21 protein-coding genes are annotated in these 15,146 nt (G+C 69.0%); 10 read left to right on the forward strand and 11 right to left on the reverse strand.

The window, feature by feature from the left end; genetic code table 11:
• Nucleotides 1-88: 88 nt before the first annotated feature.
• From VGN45_RS00720 to VGN45_RS00740, 5 genes are all read left to right on the forward strand, one after another.
• The gene (locus tag VGN45_RS00720; RefSeq protein WP_327458278.1) at nt 89-442 is read left to right on the forward strand and encodes a hypothetical protein; all 354 of its coding nucleotides are present in this window, start codon (nt 89-91) and stop codon (nt 440-442) included.
• A 67-nt stretch (nt 443-509) separates the two neighbouring features.
• Nucleotides 510-1,910 carry a cystathionine beta-synthase gene (locus VGN45_RS00725; protein ID WP_327458279.1) on the forward strand — a complete coding sequence of 467 codons (1,401 nt, stop codon included), beginning with the start codon at nt 510-512 and terminating at the stop codon, nt 1,908-1,910.
• A gap of 4 nt (nt 1,911-1,914) precedes the next feature.
• Nucleotides 1,915-2,646: an alpha/beta hydrolase family protein gene (locus VGN45_RS00730; protein ID WP_327458280.1), complete on the forward strand. Its 732-nt coding sequence runs from the start codon at nt 1,915-1,917 to the stop codon at nt 2,644-2,646.
• Between the two features lie 25 nt (nt 2,647-2,671).
• Complete coding sequence (locus tag VGN45_RS00735; RefSeq protein WP_327458281.1) at nt 2,672-3,388, forward strand: alpha/beta hydrolase family protein; 717 nt, start codon at nt 2,672-2,674, stop codon at nt 3,386-3,388.
• Nucleotides 3,388-4,548: a cystathionine gamma-synthase gene (locus VGN45_RS00740; RefSeq protein ID WP_414643372.1), complete on the forward strand. Its 1,161-nt coding sequence runs from the start codon at nt 3,388-3,390 to the stop codon at nt 4,546-4,548. The genes VGN45_RS00735 and VGN45_RS00740 overlap by 1 nt, the downstream gene beginning before the upstream one ends.
• 4 nt (nt 4,549-4,552) lie before the next feature.
• Here VGN45_RS00740 and VGN45_RS00745 read toward each other — a convergent pair whose 3' ends face one another.
• The 8 genes from VGN45_RS00745 to VGN45_RS00780 all read right to left on the reverse strand — a co-directional run bounded on the left by VGN45_RS00745 (nt 4,553) and on the right by VGN45_RS00780 (nt 9,345).
• Nucleotides 4,553-4,921 (reverse strand): hypothetical protein, encoded by a 369-nt coding sequence (locus tag VGN45_RS00745; protein WP_327458282.1) that lies wholly within the window; start codon nt 4,919-4,921, stop codon nt 4,553-4,555.
• Nucleotides 4,922-5,163: 242 nt separating this feature from the next.
• Complete coding sequence (locus VGN45_RS00750; protein WP_327458283.1) at nt 5,164-5,415, reverse strand: hypothetical protein; 252 nt, start codon at nt 5,413-5,415, stop codon at nt 5,164-5,166.
• A gap of 25 nt (nt 5,416-5,440) precedes the next feature.
• The gene (locus VGN45_RS00755; RefSeq protein WP_327458284.1) at nt 5,441-5,683 is read right to left on the reverse strand and encodes a hypothetical protein; all 243 of its coding nucleotides are present in this window, start codon (nt 5,681-5,683) and stop codon (nt 5,441-5,443) included.
• Between the two features lie 6 nt (nt 5,684-5,689).
• A complete protein-coding gene (locus VGN45_RS00760; RefSeq protein WP_327458285.1) occupies nt 5,690-5,902 on the reverse strand; it encodes a cold-shock protein in 213 nt (70 codons plus the stop codon).
• Nucleotides 5,903-6,100: 198 nt separating this feature from the next.
• Nucleotides 6,101-6,694, reverse strand: a complete 594-nt coding sequence (locus VGN45_RS00765) for a fasciclin domain-containing protein (RefSeq protein ID WP_327458286.1) — start codon at nt 6,692-6,694, stop codon at nt 6,101-6,103.
• A 126-nt stretch (nt 6,695-6,820) separates the two neighbouring features.
• Nucleotides 6,821-7,522: a TorF family putative porin gene (locus tag VGN45_RS00770; RefSeq protein ID WP_327458287.1), complete on the reverse strand. Its 702-nt coding sequence runs from the start codon at nt 7,520-7,522 to the stop codon at nt 6,821-6,823.
• 55 nt (nt 7,523-7,577) lie between these two features.
• Nucleotides 7,578-8,510, reverse strand: a complete 933-nt coding sequence (locus VGN45_RS00775; protein ID WP_327458288.1) for a nitronate monooxygenase — start codon at nt 8,508-8,510, stop codon at nt 7,578-7,580.
• Nucleotides 8,511-8,574: 64 nt separating this feature from the next.
• On the reverse strand, nt 8,575-9,345 hold the full coding sequence (locus VGN45_RS00780) for an energy transducer TonB (protein ID WP_327458289.1): 771 nt from the start codon (nt 9,343-9,345) through the stop codon (nt 8,575-8,577).
• Between the two features lie 67 nt (nt 9,346-9,412).
• Here VGN45_RS00780 and queF point away from each other — a divergent pair, with 67 nt between their 5' ends.
• Both queF and VGN45_RS00790 read left to right on the forward strand, forming a co-directional pair.
• Nucleotides 9,413-9,874 (forward strand): preQ(1) synthase, encoded by a 462-nt coding sequence (queF, locus tag VGN45_RS00785; RefSeq protein ID WP_327458290.1) that lies wholly within the window; start codon nt 9,413-9,415, stop codon nt 9,872-9,874.
• Between the two features lie 67 nt (nt 9,875-9,941).
• Nucleotides 9,942-10,796, forward strand: coding sequence for a DUF817 domain-containing protein (locus tag VGN45_RS00790; RefSeq protein WP_327458291.1), 855 nt, complete (start codon nt 9,942-9,944; stop codon nt 10,794-10,796).
• On the opposite strand, the gene VGN45_RS00795 is transcribed toward VGN45_RS00790, so the two are convergent.
• Nucleotides 10,793-11,377, reverse strand: coding sequence for a nitroreductase (locus tag VGN45_RS00795; protein WP_327458292.1), 585 nt, complete (start codon nt 11,375-11,377; stop codon nt 10,793-10,795). The two genes, VGN45_RS00790 and VGN45_RS00795, sit on opposite strands and share 4 nt — an antisense overlap.
• A gap of 45 nt (nt 11,378-11,422) precedes the next feature.
• On the opposite strand from VGN45_RS00795, the gene VGN45_RS00800 reads away from it, so the two are divergent.
• From VGN45_RS00800 to VGN45_RS00810, 3 genes are all read left to right on the forward strand, one after another.
• The gene (locus VGN45_RS00800) at nt 11,423-12,064 is read left to right on the forward strand and encodes an NUDIX hydrolase (protein ID WP_327458293.1); all 642 of its coding nucleotides are present in this window, start codon (nt 11,423-11,425) and stop codon (nt 12,062-12,064) included.
• A gap of 17 nt (nt 12,065-12,081) precedes the next feature.
• A complete protein-coding gene (gene cysE / locus VGN45_RS00805; protein WP_327458294.1) occupies nt 12,082-12,903 on the forward strand; it encodes a serine O-acetyltransferase in 822 nt (273 codons plus the stop codon).
• Nucleotides 12,904-12,971: 68 nt separating this feature from the next.
• Entirely contained in the window at nt 12,972-13,181 is a 210-nt protein-coding gene (locus VGN45_RS00810) for a DUF3126 family protein (RefSeq protein ID WP_327458295.1), read from the forward strand.
• A 6-nt stretch (nt 13,182-13,187) separates the two neighbouring features.
• Here the strand turns inward: VGN45_RS00810 and VGN45_RS00815 are convergent, their stop codons facing one another.
• Both VGN45_RS00815 and VGN45_RS00820 read right to left on the reverse strand, forming a co-directional pair.
• Entirely contained in the window at nt 13,188-13,559 is a 372-nt protein-coding gene (locus tag VGN45_RS00815; protein ID WP_327458296.1) for a response regulator, read from the reverse strand.
• Nucleotides 13,559-15,058 carry a sensor histidine kinase gene (locus VGN45_RS00820; RefSeq protein ID WP_327458297.1) on the reverse strand — a complete coding sequence of 500 codons (1,500 nt, stop codon included), beginning with the start codon at nt 15,056-15,058 and terminating at the stop codon, nt 13,559-13,561. Before VGN45_RS00820 ends, VGN45_RS00815 begins: the two co-directional genes overlap by 1 nt.
• Between the last annotated feature and the right edge of the window lie 88 nt (nt 15,059-15,146).

The raw sequence follows: 15,146 nt of genomic DNA on the forward strand, positions 1-15,146 counted from the left end.
CTTCGGGGACGCGCGTCGTGCGTCATGAACGGATTTGCGACGGACCGTCGAACGGGTCAGCATACGGCGCTCACCATAGGAGAAGCCCATGCCCGCCGCCGCCCTCGTGCTGAGCCTCGCCCTCCTGGCGTCTCAGGATCCACCGGCCTCTCATGATCAGACGGTCACCTGCGTCGGCGTCTTTTTGCTTTTGAACGCCGTCATCGCCGGCACACTCGAAGCCGACCCGTCCGCCGACGCCCAGGAGACGGCCGCCGCGGCCGGGCGTCTGCTGAAGGCCGCCGACGACGACCGCGTTCTCGCCGCGCAGCGTGAGGAGGTGAGCGCGGAGGTCAGTCAGCAGGCCGTCCGGGACTGGGTCGACCTCCACGTTCGGCGTCCAGACGGGGTCATGTCCCGGGAACTGGACCCCTGTCTTCAGCGATACATGGCGGCGCTCTGACCGCTTCGGCTTGACCGGGCTCCGCCGGGCGCTCAGCTTCGCGCCGTCGCGTTTTCCGGAGTCGTTCATGTCCACCGCCGCCCCGACCGTCGGCGCGCCTTCGGGTTCGCTCCTCGACCTGATCGGCAATACGCCCATGGTCGAGGCGACGCGGCTGGACACGCGGCCGTGTCGGCTGTTCCTGAAGCTGGAATCCCAGAACCCGGGCGGCTCCATCAAGGACCGCATCGCCCTTTCCATGATCGCCGCGGCCGAGCGCGAGGGCTTTCTGAAGCCCGGCGGCACGATCGTGGAGGCGACCGCGGGCAACACCGGCCTGGCGCTGGCTCTGGTCGGGCAGGCCAAGGGCTACAAGGTCCTGCTGGTCATCCCCGACAAGATGTCCAAGGAGAAGATCCAGCACCTGCGGGCCATGGGCGCCGACGTGCGCCTGACCCGCTCGGACGTGCCGCACGGCCACCCCGAATACTACACCGACATGGCCGAGCGGCTGGCCCAGCAGATTCCGGGCGGCTTCTACGTCAACCAGTTCGCCAACGACGCCAACTCCGCCGCCCACTTCGAGACGACCGGCCCGGAGATCTGGGCCCAGACGGGCGGCAGGATCGACGCCTTCGTGGCCGGCATCGGCTCGGGCGGGACCATCACGGGCATCGGGCGCTTCCTGAAGTCGAAGGGCTCCAAGGCAGAGATCATCCTGGCCGACCCCGTCGGCTCAACCCTGGCCGGCCTCATCAACGACGGCGTGCCGGGGCCGGAGGGCAGCTACACCGTCGAGGGCATCGGCCAGAACTTCGTCCCCGACACCGCCGACGTCACCCTGATCGACAAGGCCTATTCGATCCCGGACGCCGAGGCGATCGCCACCGTGCGGGAACTGCTGCTGAAGGAAGGCGTGCTGGCCGGCTCGTCGTCCGGAACTCTGATCGCCGCCGCCCTGCGCTGGTGCCGCGAGCAGACCGAGCCGAAGACCTGCGTCACCTTCGTCTGCGACACGGGGGCCAAGTATCTGTCCAAGGTCTATAACGACGCCTGGCTGGCCGACCAGGGTCTGACGGAGCGGCCGATCCACGGCGACCTGTCCGACCTGATCACGCGCAGACCCGAGGAAGGCGCGGTGGTCACCGTCGGCCCGGACGACACCCTGGACACCGCGTTCAAGCGCATGCGCGGCGCCGACGTGTCGCAGTTGCCGGTGCTTCAGGACGGGCGGCTGATCGGCATCCTGGACGAAAGCGACATCGTGCATGTGCTCGACACCGACGAGATCACCCGTCAGGAGCGCTTCGCCAAGCCGGTGTCCTCGGCCATGACCCGTGATCTGGACACCGTCCAGGTCACCGAGCCCCTGGACGCCCTGATCCCCCTGTTCGATCGGGACCGCGTGGCCATCGTGCTGGACGGCCAGCGCTTCGTGGGCCTGATCACGCGAACCGACCTGATCAACCACCTCAGCCTGAACAGGTGATCGGATGGACCTGACGCCGACACGTCGGGCGGTGGCGGCGGGCCTGCTGGCTCTCGGCGGCGCCGGTTCGGCCGCATGGGCGCAGGAGGGCGTGCCGGGTCTCACAGTCCAGGCGTTCCGGACCGGCGGCGTCGAGGCCGCTGCCGTCGTCTTCTCTCCTCTGCGGCCGGACGCTCCGATGAGCGGGGCGGGCATCGTCCTGCTGAACGGAGGCGGGGGGACGGACAATGATCTGCGGCGGTTCTGGCGTGATGCGGTCCGCATGCGCGATCGCGGGTACGTCGTCGTCATGCCGAACTACCTCGGCGTCACGCCGACCGCGGCGCCGGACAACCGTGCGATCTGGGTCCAGACGGTGGTCGATTGCGCCGACTGGCTGACCGCGGCGCAGGGCGTCCAGTCCGAACGGACAGCGCTCATGGGCTTCTCGCGCGGGGGATGGCTGGCCACCGAGACCGCGGTCACCCGGCCCGGCTTCGCCTGCGCGGTCGGCATCGCCTCGGGCGGTGACCTGCCCATTGAGGCCATCGTGCACCGGCCGCCGATTCTGCTGATCCATGCCGACGCCGATCCGGTCGTGCCGCCCGACGCCACGCGGGCCTGGAGGCGGCGTCTTCGCGAGGCGGGGGTGGGCGTCGATCTGGAGGTGCTGGATTCCGACAATCACGTCTTCGACCCGGCGGAATGGCGTGACGTTTTCGGCCGGGCGGAAAGGTTCGTGCGTCGCCATGTCTGAGCCGCCAGTTTCGGATCGTCGGGGCGTGGTCGCCGGGTTTTGCGGCCTGGCCCTGCTCGGCTTCACGCGTGTGGAGCAGGAACCGCCGCCGTTCTACGAAGGCATGACCTTCCGCAGCCACGGCAAGGACATCCGCGCCATCCACTATCGCCCCGTCGGCGTCGAGCGGAGGTCGGCGATCGTCATGATGCACGGCTCCGGCGGCCGGATACGCAACGACGGGCCATGGCACGATCTGGCCATGCGGTTCGCCGGCGACGGTTATGAGGTTCTGACGCCGCTCTACACCGACGCCTATCCCGACGACGGCATCCGGCCGGAGCGCATGATGGAGGCGTGGCGGGACGTCGGCGAACACGCGATCGACTGGCTCATCGACCGGGGGATCGATCGGCGGCGCACGGCCATGTTCGGCTATTCGCTGGGCTCCTACGTCGCCGTCGACGGAGCGCTGGGCGCCAGCCGGGCGGCGGCGGCGATCGGGCTGGCGGGCGGCGTCGACGTCTACACGCCGCGTTCGCCGAGGCGGCGCATCCCCGTGCTGATGATCCGCGCCGAGAACGACACCCACGTCCTGCCCCGCAACACCGACGCCTGGGTCGATTTTCTGCGCGAGCGCGACATCTCCGTGCGTGAGCACACGATCCGGGGCGCGGGTCATCTGTTCCGGCCTGAGGAATGGGTGGAAATCTTCCAGGTCTCGGCCCAGTTCTACGGCTCGAACATCGGCCGGGAGACCTGATGACCATCCGCAACCGCCAGGGCTTCTCGACCCGCGCCATCCACGCCGGCCAGCGCCCGGATCCGACCACCGGCGCGGTCATGACGCCGATCTACGCCACCTCGACCTATGCCCAGGAAAGCCCGGGCGTGAACAAGGGGTATGAGTACGCGCGCGGCAAGAACCCGACGCGTGAAGCGTTCGAGGCCTGTCTGGCGGACCTTGAGGGGGGAACCCAAGCCTTCGGCTTCGCCTCGGGCATGGCGGCGACGTCGACGGCGTTGGAGCTGCTGGACGCGGGCTCGCACATCGTCACCGGCGACGACCTGTACGGCGGCTCGTGGCGTCTGTTCGAGCGCGTGCGGCGGCGCTCGGCGGGGCTGGACTTCACCTATGTGGACATGGCCAACCTGACCAATGTCGAGGCGTCGATCACGCCAAAGACTCGAATGATCTGGGCCGAGACGCCGACCAACCCACTGATGAAGCTGGCGGACATCCAGGGCCTGTCGCGGATCGCAAAGGCCCACGGGCTGATCCTGGTCGTCGACAACACCTTCGCCACGCCGTGGAGCCAGCAGCCGCTGTCGCTGGGCGCCGACGTGGTCATGCATTCGGCGACGAAATACCTGAACGGCCATTCCGACGTCATCGGCGGCGCCTTGGTCACCGCGAACGCCGACCTCGCCGCCCAGCTGAAGTTCCTGCAGAACTCAGTCGGCGGCGTCATGGGCCCGTTCGACGCCTTCCTGGTCAACCGGGGGCTCAAGACCCTGGGCGTCCGCATGAAGGCGCACAATGAGAACGCGCTGGCCGTCGCCCGCTGGCTTGAGGACCGTAAGGGGATCGCCCGCGTCGTCTATCCCGGCCTGATCTCCCACCCGCAGCACGATCTGGCCGCGCGCCAGATGAACGGCCGGTTCGGCGGCATGGTCACGGCCATAATCGACGGCGACCTGGCCCGCACGCGTCAGGTGCTGGAGCGGGTTCAGGTGTTCACCCTGGCGGAATCCCTGGGCGGCGTCGAAAGCCTGGTCAACCACCCCGCCATCATGACTCACGCCAGCGTGCCCAAGGAGCTGCGCGAGGCCGGCGGAGTGACCGAGAACCTGATCCGCCTGTCGGTCGGCGTGGAGGACGTCGAGGACCTGATCGCCGACCTGGATCAGGCGCTGGGCTGAAGCGTCAGGGCGCGACCCGCCACCCCTCTTCGCGGCGGACCCAGATCACCCGTTCGTCCTCGCTCTCGAAGATCTTGCCGTCACGGTAGTAGCGCGGCCTGAAGGCGCCGTTTCCGAGAGGCTCATAGACCGTGCAGAGTTCTTCGCCGCCGATCTGATCCCGGACGACCTCAGCGACCGCACGACGGACGCCGCGTTCGTCGTTGGAATCGTCGAAGATCTGACCATCCACCTCGACGCTCACGATGGCGTCGAGGTCGTCCTTTACGTGTCCGCACACGGCTTCGTCCCGCATGAAAACGGGGTCCTTGAAGCGCGCGATGATGACCGGCTCCCCGAACGACAGCACGACCTCGGCGTCGTTGACGATCATTCCGTCCGGCATCCGACTGTAGCCGGCCATGGCTCGGCAAGTCCTTTGCTGCTCGTCCGGGGCGTAGCACTGAACGAGGCCGTCCCAAGCGGGCGCCAGCGGATCGAAAAGCAGCGCCGTGGCCAGAAAGGCGGCAATGTTCGTCAGCATGTCGGCTCCTGCTTCGGACGCCGATTGTATAGTACCTGATGTCGCGAGTGCGATCGTGACCCGGCAGAAATCGGCCCCCGGGGGTTTCGCCGTCAGCCCGGCAGGGCGGTCTGGTGACCGGTCGCCGGCAGTTCCTTCTTCTTGCGCATCGACGCCTTGCGCACGACCGGCGTCGGGGGCAGAGCGGCACGGCGGGCGCGCTCCTCGTCGATCACGGGCAGCAGTTCGGCGGCCGCCGTCATCTGGGTGTTGGAGCCGTGCGCGACCAGCCGTTCGGCGTTGGCCCGCAGGGTCTTCAGATCGTCGTCGTTCATGTGAGGGACGCGTTCGCTCAGCGGGGTCATGGGCAGCTCCTTTGCGGTGACGGCCTCAGGGCCGGCGTCCTTTCAGACGCCAGCCCCTCAGCTGATTGAAGGCGATCTCGATGTTCACGGCGTCGCCGACCAGGTACAGCGGCTGGTCCTTGCCGCGCGGCGGCAGGACCGTGACCATGTGCCCGTTCGTCAGCCGCACCCGGCGCAGACCCAGCGGCAGAAGACCGACCACCTCACCTTCGAAGGCGATGGGTTCGGGCGACGTCGCCGGGGCCGGACGGCCGGGATCGACGGGCATGTGGGCCTACTCCGCCGCCTTCAGGCGACCGGCCGATTCCTTGCCCGACCGGGCGTCGCGTTCGACCTCGTAGGAGACCTTCTGGTTCTCGTTCAGGCCGTCGAAGTCCGAGACCTCGACCGCCGAGGCGTGAACGAACACGTCCTTGCCGCCGTCGTCAGGCTGGATGAAGCCGTAACCCTTTGTGGAATTGTACCATTTGACTGTGCCGGTCGCCATGTCGTGACCTCCGATAAGGCATTGGCCACCGGGAGTATTCCGTGGCGGCCCGTCGGGTCCTGATGGGATCGGCTTAACCTCGGTGCGCGGTGCAAAGGGGCAGCGGCGTTTCGCAACGAGTGTTCGACGACATTCAAATGGGGATGCTTCCCCAAAGAACAAGGGCGGGCGGCCCTGCGACCGCCCACCCCGCCGGCGTCAGTTCGGCATCGAGACCGTGTCGGTCACGTGGATCACGCCGTTGGACTGGAACACGTCCGCCTGCGTCACTCGCGCCACGCTGCCTTTTTCGTCGGTCAGAACGACGGCGTCGCCCTGCAGTCGGGCCGTCAGGACGCCGCCCTCCACGGTCGTCAGGCGGGCCTGGCCGCCGCCGGCACGGATCTGGCCGATCAGATCGGCCGCGGACACCCGGCCCGGCACGACGTGATAGGTCAGGATCTTGGTCAGCGTGGCCTTGTTCTCCGGACGCACCAGACTTTCGACCGTGCCCGCCGGCAGTTTGGCGAAGGCGGCGTTCGTCGGCGCGAAGACGGTGAAGGGGCCGGGACCCGACAGGGTCTCGACCAGGCCGGCGGCGGTCACCGCGGCGACCAGGGTCGTGTGATCGCGCGAATTGACGGCGTTCTCGACGATGGTGCGGCTGGGGTACATGGCCGCGCCGCCGACCATGACGGTGGCCTCGGCGTCCATTCCGGCGTCCATGCCTTCCATGGGCGCGCAGGCCGCGGCGGTCAGGGCCGCGGCGGCGACGCCGGCGGCCAGGGCGAGGTGAGGGGTGCGAAGGGTCATCGGGTCGTCTCCTGAGCCGGCCGTCCATGCGGCCTGGCGGAGAGACGGGTCAGGGGGTGCAGGAGATGCCGAGTGCGGCGTCTGGCCGCGCGACGGAACGCGGTTCGGCGCCCCTCGTTCGCGCGATCAGAAAAAGGCCGACAGGCCGATCACGAACCGGCCCTCATAGGTTTCGTCGTCGCCCACGGCCATGGAGCCGTCCACGTCGGTGTCGTGCCAGCGCCCGTCCAGCTCGAACCGGTCGCTCAGCCGCCAGGTGGCGCCCACGTTCCAGCCGACGTAGTCGATCCCGACCTCCTGCTCGCGCTGGCCCACGGCGGCCGACCAGCTCCAGGTCGGCGTCTGGTCCCAGCTGACCTGCGCCTCGTACCAGGTCCACGCCTCGCGCGCTCCGACGCCGTCGGGCGTGTGCTGCAGCCTCAACCGGCCCTCGACCGGGCCGATCGACCGCATCACGTCGGCGGTGAGTTCGAACGCGTCGTCGTCGGCGCCCGGGTTCGCGTCGATCAGCCATTTGTGCTCGACGTTCAGGTCCAGGTCGAAGCCCATCACCTGCGGCCGCCAGCCGGCGAAGACCGACGCCTCCAGCTCCGATCCGTTGGACCGCACCGTCTCGAACGCCGACCCGGCATAGAAGGCGCCGTCCGCGCTGGACCATTCGGCCAGACCCCAGACGTAGGGGTTCCCGTCGGACTTCGACACGTCCTTGGACCTGTTGTCGGTGGCTGCCCCCACGCCGAAGACCCAGCTCCCGGCGGCGACGGGCGGCGGTTCCTCCTGCGCCAGGGCGGGAGAGGCGAGGGCGGCCGTCAGGCCCGCCAAGGTCAAGCTTGCACGAATCATGGTCGCCATACGCACCACAGGCCAACCGGTTCCGCAATGCTCAGTATGCGGATCGATCGTTCGACAGCCCGTCCAGCGACTCGCGCCACTCCGACTTCAGCCGCGCGACCAGATCGGCGGTCGGGATCACGTCGTGGACGGCGCCTGAGCCGTGCCCGGCGGACCAGACCGTCTTCCACGCCTTGGCCTCGTCCGCCATGTCCAGCTTGTGCTCCGGCAGGGTCTTGGGGTCGATGCCGTTGGCCACCAGCGACTTGGTAAGGAAGTTCGCCGGAATGCCCGAGACCGCGGGCGTGTAGGTCACGTCCATGGAGCCGCTGTCGACGATCATCTGCTTGTACTCGGCCTGGGCCGCGCTCTCGGTCGTGGCGATGAAGCGCGTGCCCAGATAGGCGAAGTCCGCGCCCAGCGCCCGCGCCGCCGCCACGTCGCGCCCGGTCGAGATGCAGCCCGACAGGATGATCGTGCCCGAGAAGAAGCTGCGCACCTCCTCCACCAGGGCGAAGGGGTGCACCACGCCCGCGTGCCCGCCCGCGCCGCCCGCGACCAGGATCAGGCCGTCGACCCCCGCCTCGGCCGCCTTCCGCGCATGGCGGACGTTGGCGACGTCGTGGAACACCGCCCCGCCGTATCCGTGCACCGCATCGACCACGTCGCGCACGGCGCCCAGGCTGGTGATGATCAGCGGCACCTGCTCCTCGACCGACACCATCATGTCGGCCATCAGGCGCGGATTGGTCGGGTGCACGATGTGATTGACGCCGAACGCCGCGGCGCCGGGCTGCAGCCGCGCCTTGATCTCGTGCAGCCACTCCCGATAGCCCTCGGTCGTGCGCTGGTTCAGCGACGGAAAGGTGCCGATCACCCCCGCGTTGCAGCACTCCACCACCAGATCGGGCCCGCTGACCAGAAACATCGGCGCGGCGATCACCGGCAGCGTCAGCCCGGACCTCAGCTTCTCAGGAATCGCCATGGACGTTCACCCCGTTGCGTTTCGCTACGGATATGACGGCGCCCCTGGGGAAGGCAAATGTGCGTCAGATGCCGACGTGAAAAGTTATGGTCGTCCGCACGATCGGGCGAGCGCCGGACGGATCGGCGGCGACCGGCGTCTCCAATCGACCTCGCCTTGCGATGCGGACCGCGGCCGCCCCGACGCCGGCGCCTCGGGGCGTCTCGTCTTCGGCGCGGCAGTCCTCCAGACGCCCGTCTTCCCGCACACGGCAGGCGACGACTGCGCCAGCGTGCACCGGACCACGCGTCCGCAACAGGGCCGGCGGCAGGTCTCCAGCAGTGGGCGTGGGACGCCGAGTCCAGCGTGGGGAGTCGCCCATGAGACGGCCGTCGGCGGCATAAAGCCCGCCGTCCGCCGGCGGAGGCGACGGCGCTTCGGCGGGGTCGGGCAGGCGAAAGCGCGCCGTCCACGTCGCTTTGCCGTCTTGGGCCAGGCCATCGACCGTGCGCGGCGAAACTCGAGCGGTTTCCGCTCCGGCCAAGGCGGCCTCGGCGAACCCATATCCGGGCGTGACGTCCTCGCGGACCTCGCAATCCGTCAGCCGGCCATCCCGCGAGACCGTGCAGCTCAGCGTCACAGCGCCTTCCAGGCCGGCGTCCAGCGCCGCCTGGGGATAGGCCAGCTGCGGTTGCCGCGCCCAGGCGGGGTTCGTGATCATCGACGGCCGCGCCGGGAGCGGTTGGGATGACGGCGTCGCGACGATCACCGGCGGCCGGGCGTCCTCTGACTGCGCCCATGCAGCTGCCGGCATGAAGGCCAGCGCCGCCGTCAGCACCAGACTTTGAGATTTCATGCCCAAGCGACTAACTCCCCCAAACCCACCGCATCTTGATCGCCCGTCGAAAGCCCCGCCGCAACCCATGACCACCGACACCTCCGGCCTGTCCCAGCTCGGCGCCCACGCGCCCATTCCCGCCAGCCCCGAAACGGCGGCGCTGGAGCGCGTGCCGAACCCGCATCCAGACGCCCTGTACCTGGCCCGCTTCACGGCGCCGGAGTTCACCAGCCTGTGCCCCGTCACCGGCCAGCCGGACTTCGCCCACCTGGTGATCGACTATGCTCCCCAGGACTGGCTGGTCGAATCCAAGTCGCTGAAGCTCTACCTGAGCAGCTTCCGCAACCACGGCGCCTTCCACGAGGACTGCACCGTCTCCATCGGCCTGCGGCTGCACGCCCTGCTCCAGCCCCGCTGGCTGCGCATCGGCGGCTACTGGTATCCGCGCGGCGGCATCCCCATCGACGTCTTTTGGCAGTCCGGCGAACCGCCCAAGGGCCTCTGGCTCCCCGACCCGGGCGTCCCGACCTACCGCGGGCGGGGCTGAGGCGCTTTTCGCCGTTTGCTCATAGGGCGCTCATGCGTTGACCCGCCCGGTCTGCTGAGCTCGACGCATGACCGACGCGCTCCGTCCCCCGCTCGAAACCCTCGGCCGCCGCTGGCTGACCTCGGCCCAGACCTGGGCGGACCAGAGCCGCTGGCGCACCGCCGCGTTCGAATTCCTATGGTTCGGCCTTAAGCAGGCCTGGGCCTGCCTGTTCGGCGGCCTTCTGCTGGCGCTCATCCTGGCGACGCATCTCCTGTGGCCAGACGACGCCCCCGTCGCCCGCTACGATTTCCTCGTCATCGGCGCGCTCGCCATCCAGGCCGGCATGCTGGCCTTCCGGCTGGAGACCTGGGCCGAGGCGCGGGTGATCTTCCTGTTCCATCTCGCCGGCACTGTGATGGAGCTGTTCAAGACCGCCCACGGCAGCTGGATCTATCCCGAGCCCAGCAGCTTGCGCATCGGCGACGTGCCGCTGTTCTCCGGCTTCATGTACGCCGCGGTGGGCAGCTACATCGCGCGGGTCCAGCGCATCTTCCACATCCGCGTGCGCCGTTTTCCGCCCTTGTGGAGCCTGTGGCTGCTGGCGGCGGCGATCTACGTCAACTTCTTCGCCCACCACTGGCTGCCGGACGTGCGGATCGCCCTGTTCGCCGCCAGCGCCCTGATGTTCGCGCCGGGCAGCTTCAGCTTCGTCGCCGACCGCGCGCGCCGCCGGATGCCGCTGCTGCTGGGCTACGGCCTCGTCGCCCTGTTCATCTGGATCGCGGAGAACCTGGCCACCTTCGCCCGCGCCTGGACCTATCCCGATCAAGACGTGCTCTGGCGCATGGTGTCGCTGCAGAAGTTCGGCAGCTGGTATCTGCTGATGCTGGTCAGCGTGGCGCTGGTCGCCATCGTCCGCCCGCCCGAGCGGGAGGCCTAGGGCAGTCGCCGCACCTTGTCCGCCATGACGGGCCGCGGCCGTTCCAACAGGGCCTCCGCCGCCGTTCCCACATGCACGAAGCCGGCCACGACCTCGCCCTCGGCCAGCCCCAGAAGCTCGCGTGCCCGCGCGTCATAGGCGTACCAGTCCGTGATCCAGCTGACGGCATAGCCATGGGCATTGGCCGCGTGTTCCAGGTTCATGCACAGCGCCCCCGCCGACAGCTCCTGCTCCCAGCGCGGGACCTTGGCGCTCTCGACCGGCGCCGAGATCACCATCACCGTCGCCGGCGGCGTCGCCAGCTTCCTCAGCACCGCCCGCTCCTTGTCCGTGGCCGCCAGCGCTTCCAGCTCGCCGACCCAGCGCGCCCGCGTCTCCGACCCGATCACCACCAGCCGCCACGGGAACAGCTTGCCGTGGTCCGGGGTGCGCAGGCCGATCTCCAGGATGGTCTCAAGCTCCGCCGCCGACGGGCCCGGTGCGGCCAGCTCCTGCGCCGGCGCCGACCGCCGCGTTTTCAGCCGGGCGATCAGGGCGTCGTCGCGGACGGGGTGGGGCAGGGCGGTTCCGAATTCGCTCATGCGCCTCACCTAGTCGCCGCTCGCCCGATCCGCCATACCGTCCCGATGACCGGCCGCGACGACCCCCGCCAGGACCCGCCGTGGGACGACGGCGCCGACCGCCCCCCGCCCTGGATGGACCACGGCGCCCGCACGGTGTTCGAAAACCCCTGGATGCGCCTGACGCAGCATCAGGCGACGGCCCCCACCGGCGCCCCGGCCGACTACGTCGTCATGCGCCCCGCCGCCCTGGCCGTCGGCGTCCTGCCCCTGCACGGCGACGGTACGGTCACCCTGGTCGGCCAGCACCGCTTCGCCCTGATGGCGTGGTCGTGGGAGATGCCCGAGGGCGGGGCTCGCCCCGACGAAGAGCCGCAGATCGCCGCTGCCCGCGAACTGGCCGAGGAGGCCGGCCTGGCCGCCCGGTCATGGCGCGAGGTCCTGCGCATGGACCTGTCCAACAGCGTCACGGACGAACGGGCCGTCGCCTTCCTGGCCTGGGATCTGGCCCCCGTGCCGACAGCGCCTGACCCGACCGAGGCCTTTCGCGTCGCCCGCGTGCCCTTCCTCGACCTGCTCGACGCGATCGGCGCCGGACAGGTGCGTGACGCCTTCACCGTGGCGACGGCGCTGCGGGCGCACCATATGGCCGTCACCTCGCAATTGCCCGGCTGGCTGTCTCACGTCATGCTGGGACGCCCGCGTTGATCGTTCCGGAGGCCGCATTGGCCAAGCTCGAAGTCGTCCCGACCGCTCCGTCCCTGTGGTCCCGCCTGCGCGATGCGGCGGCCGAAGCGGCGGCGCGCGAACCGGGACTGGCCTCCCAGATGAACGCCGTCGTCCTGTCGCACGACGACCTGGCCGGCGCCCTCAGCTTCCAGATCGCGCGCAAGCTTGGCGACGACGAGCTGAACGCCATGACGGTGCGCGAGACCTGCCTGGCCGCCTATGCCGAACGCCCCGACATGATCGCGGCGGCCGAGGCCGACCTGCGGGCGGTGGAGGAACGCGATCCCGCCATCCGCTCGCTGCTGCAGCCGTTCCTGTATTTCAAAGGCTTCCAGGCGCTTCAGGCCTGGCGCGTGGCCAACTGGCTGTGGACCCGCGACCGCACCACCCTGGCCCTGCATTTCCAGAGCCGCATGTCCGAACTGTTCCAGGTCGACGTCCATCCCGCCGCGCGGCTGGGGCAGGGGATCTTCATCGACCACGGCACCGGCGTGGTGATCGGCGAGACGGCGGTGGTCGGCGACGACGTCTCCATGCTGCACGGCGTGACGCTCGGCGGCACGGGCGCCCAGCGCGGCGACCGCCATCCCAAGATCGGCAAGGGCGTCCTGCTGGGCGCCGGGGCCAAGGTGCTGGGCGCCATCGCCGTCGGCGACTACGCCAAGGTCGCCTCGGGCTCGGTGGTGCTGAAGCCCGTGCCCGCCGGCTGCACCGTCGCCGGCGTGCCCGCCCGGCTGGTCAACTGCCCGACAGAGGCCGCGCCCGCGCGCACGATGGACCACACTCTGGCCGACGTCGTCTACGACTTCGTCATCTGACGGGGTTTCGTCGGGACGCCGTCTTCTCTAGGGTCCGCCGCCAACCGCTTCGACTGGAAGGCCCGACCGTGAAAGACACCGACATCAAGCGTCTCGAGACGCATCTGAAGCGCACCTTCAATCACGGCGGCATACAGGTCCGTGCCCGGAAGCAGGCGGATTCGGTCGAGGTCTACGTCGACGACGAATTCGTCGGCATCGTCTTCGAGGACGAGGACGGCGACGGCTCCTTCATGTTTGAAATGGCGATCCTGGGCGAGGATCTGCCGAACGCCTGACGCCGGTCAGGCGGTCGCCACGCCCATCGCCTTCATGAGGGCGTCGCGGATCACCGCCTCGGTGAACGGCTTCTGCACGGTCGGCCGCCCGCGCCAGTTCTCGGGCAGGCCGCCCTCGCCGTACCCGGTGGAGAACACCAGCGGTATCCCCCGCGCCTCCAGCGCCTCGGCCACCGCGAACACCGGCGTTCCCGCGACATTGACGTCCAGCAATGCGGCGTCCAGCCGTTCCTGCGTGGCCAGCCTCAGCCCTTCATCGACGGTCGAGGCTGGCCCCACAGTGGCGCAGCCCATGTCTTCCAACATGGTCTCCAGCAGCATCGCCACCAGGGACTCGTCCTCGACCACGAGCACTCGCCGGTCGTTCAGCGCCGTCATCAGCTTCGCCCCATCTCCGCGGGAAAGGTCATCGACGCGACCAGTCCTTCAGTCCCGTAGTTCATCTCGATCTCCCCGCCCAGATCGTGGCGCACCGAACGTTCGATCAGTCGGCTGCCGAATCCGCGCCGCTCCGGCGCGATGACAGGCGGTCCCCCCGTCTCGCGCCAGACGATGGCCAGCCAGCCGTCCGGCGAGTGCGTCCAGTCCACCAGGACGCGACCCTGCGGCGCGTGAAGGGCGCCGTACTTTGCGGCGTTGGTCGCCAACTCGTGAAAAATCATGCCGAGGGACAACGCCGCCGAAGGCTGCAACGGCACCGCCGGTCCGTTCAGCATCACCCGCTGACGCCCGTGCGCCTCGGTTTCGTGCTCCAGCACGTCGTGCAGTTGGGCGCCTTCCCAATGGCTGCGGGTCAGCAGGTCGTGGGTGTGCGACAGGGCCAGCAGGCGCGCCTGAAAGCTCTCGGCGAAACGCTCCGGCTCGACGTTCGTGCGCGCGGTTTGCATGGCGATGGACTGCACCGTGGCGAGAGTGTTCTTCACACGGTGATTCAGCTCGTCGATCATCAGCCGCTGGCGTCGGTCGGCGAGCACGGCGTCGGTCACGTCGTGCCCCTGCACGAACACCCCCGCCACCGAACCGTCCCCGTCCCTCAGCGGTTGGTAGACGAAATCGACGTAGACCGTCTCAAGCCCGCCGCCCCGAGACCGCGCCAGCTGCACCGGCACGCCGCGCCCCTGGAACGCTTCTCCGGTGCGGCGCACCTCGTCCAGCAGGTTCAGGAAGCCTTGGTCCAGCACTTCCGGCAGAGCGTCGCGCAGCGGCCTGCCGTCCAGATCGTCGCGCCCCACCAGATCGGCATAGGCGCGATTGTGCATCTGGAACACGTGGTCCGGTCCCGTCAGCACGGCGATGAACCCCGGCGTCTGCAGGAAAATGTCCAGCAGCCGATTCCGCTCGCTCTGAAGGCGGCGATTGTCCTCCTGCACGTGCTGCGCGCGGGCCAGCACGTTGCCGCCCATCATGGAGTCCACGGCTGATCTGTCCTCATCGCCCTCGACCCGGCGACGCAGCCGCTCCAGCTCGGTCACGTCCTGGGTGTGCTGGAGGATGTAGACGACCTCTCCGGTCGCGTTGCGCACAGGCGTGTGCGTGGCGCTCCACCAACGGTCTTCGGTCAGTGTGCGGCCTTCGGCGTCGACGATCTCAATGGGATAGTGGATCAGCGCCAAATGGTCGCGCTCGCCCGTCGCCACCACGCGTTCCAGCGACCGTCGAAGCTGGGTCACGCTGGCGCTCTCTCCCGCCGCGTCGAAAACGTCGAAGATCGGTCGATCCACAAGGTCGTCGCGAGTGCGGCCTACGGCGTCCAGATAGGCCTGATTCATCCCCGCGTACCGAAGGTCGGGGGTCAGTAACATGTAGGGATTGGGAGACGCGTCGAACGCCAGTGCGATGTCGCGCGCCAGCTCCCCGCTGAGCTCGAGATGCTTCACTCCGTCCCCCGCATGCGGGTGGCTGAACGCAGCACTCACCATACGGTTCCGTCGTACGAAACTTTTTGTTCGTTGCCGCGTCGAGCCG

This window comes from Brevundimonas sp. (assembly GCF_035999125.1).
Lineage (GTDB): Bacteria > Pseudomonadota > Alphaproteobacteria > Caulobacterales > Caulobacteraceae > Brevundimonas.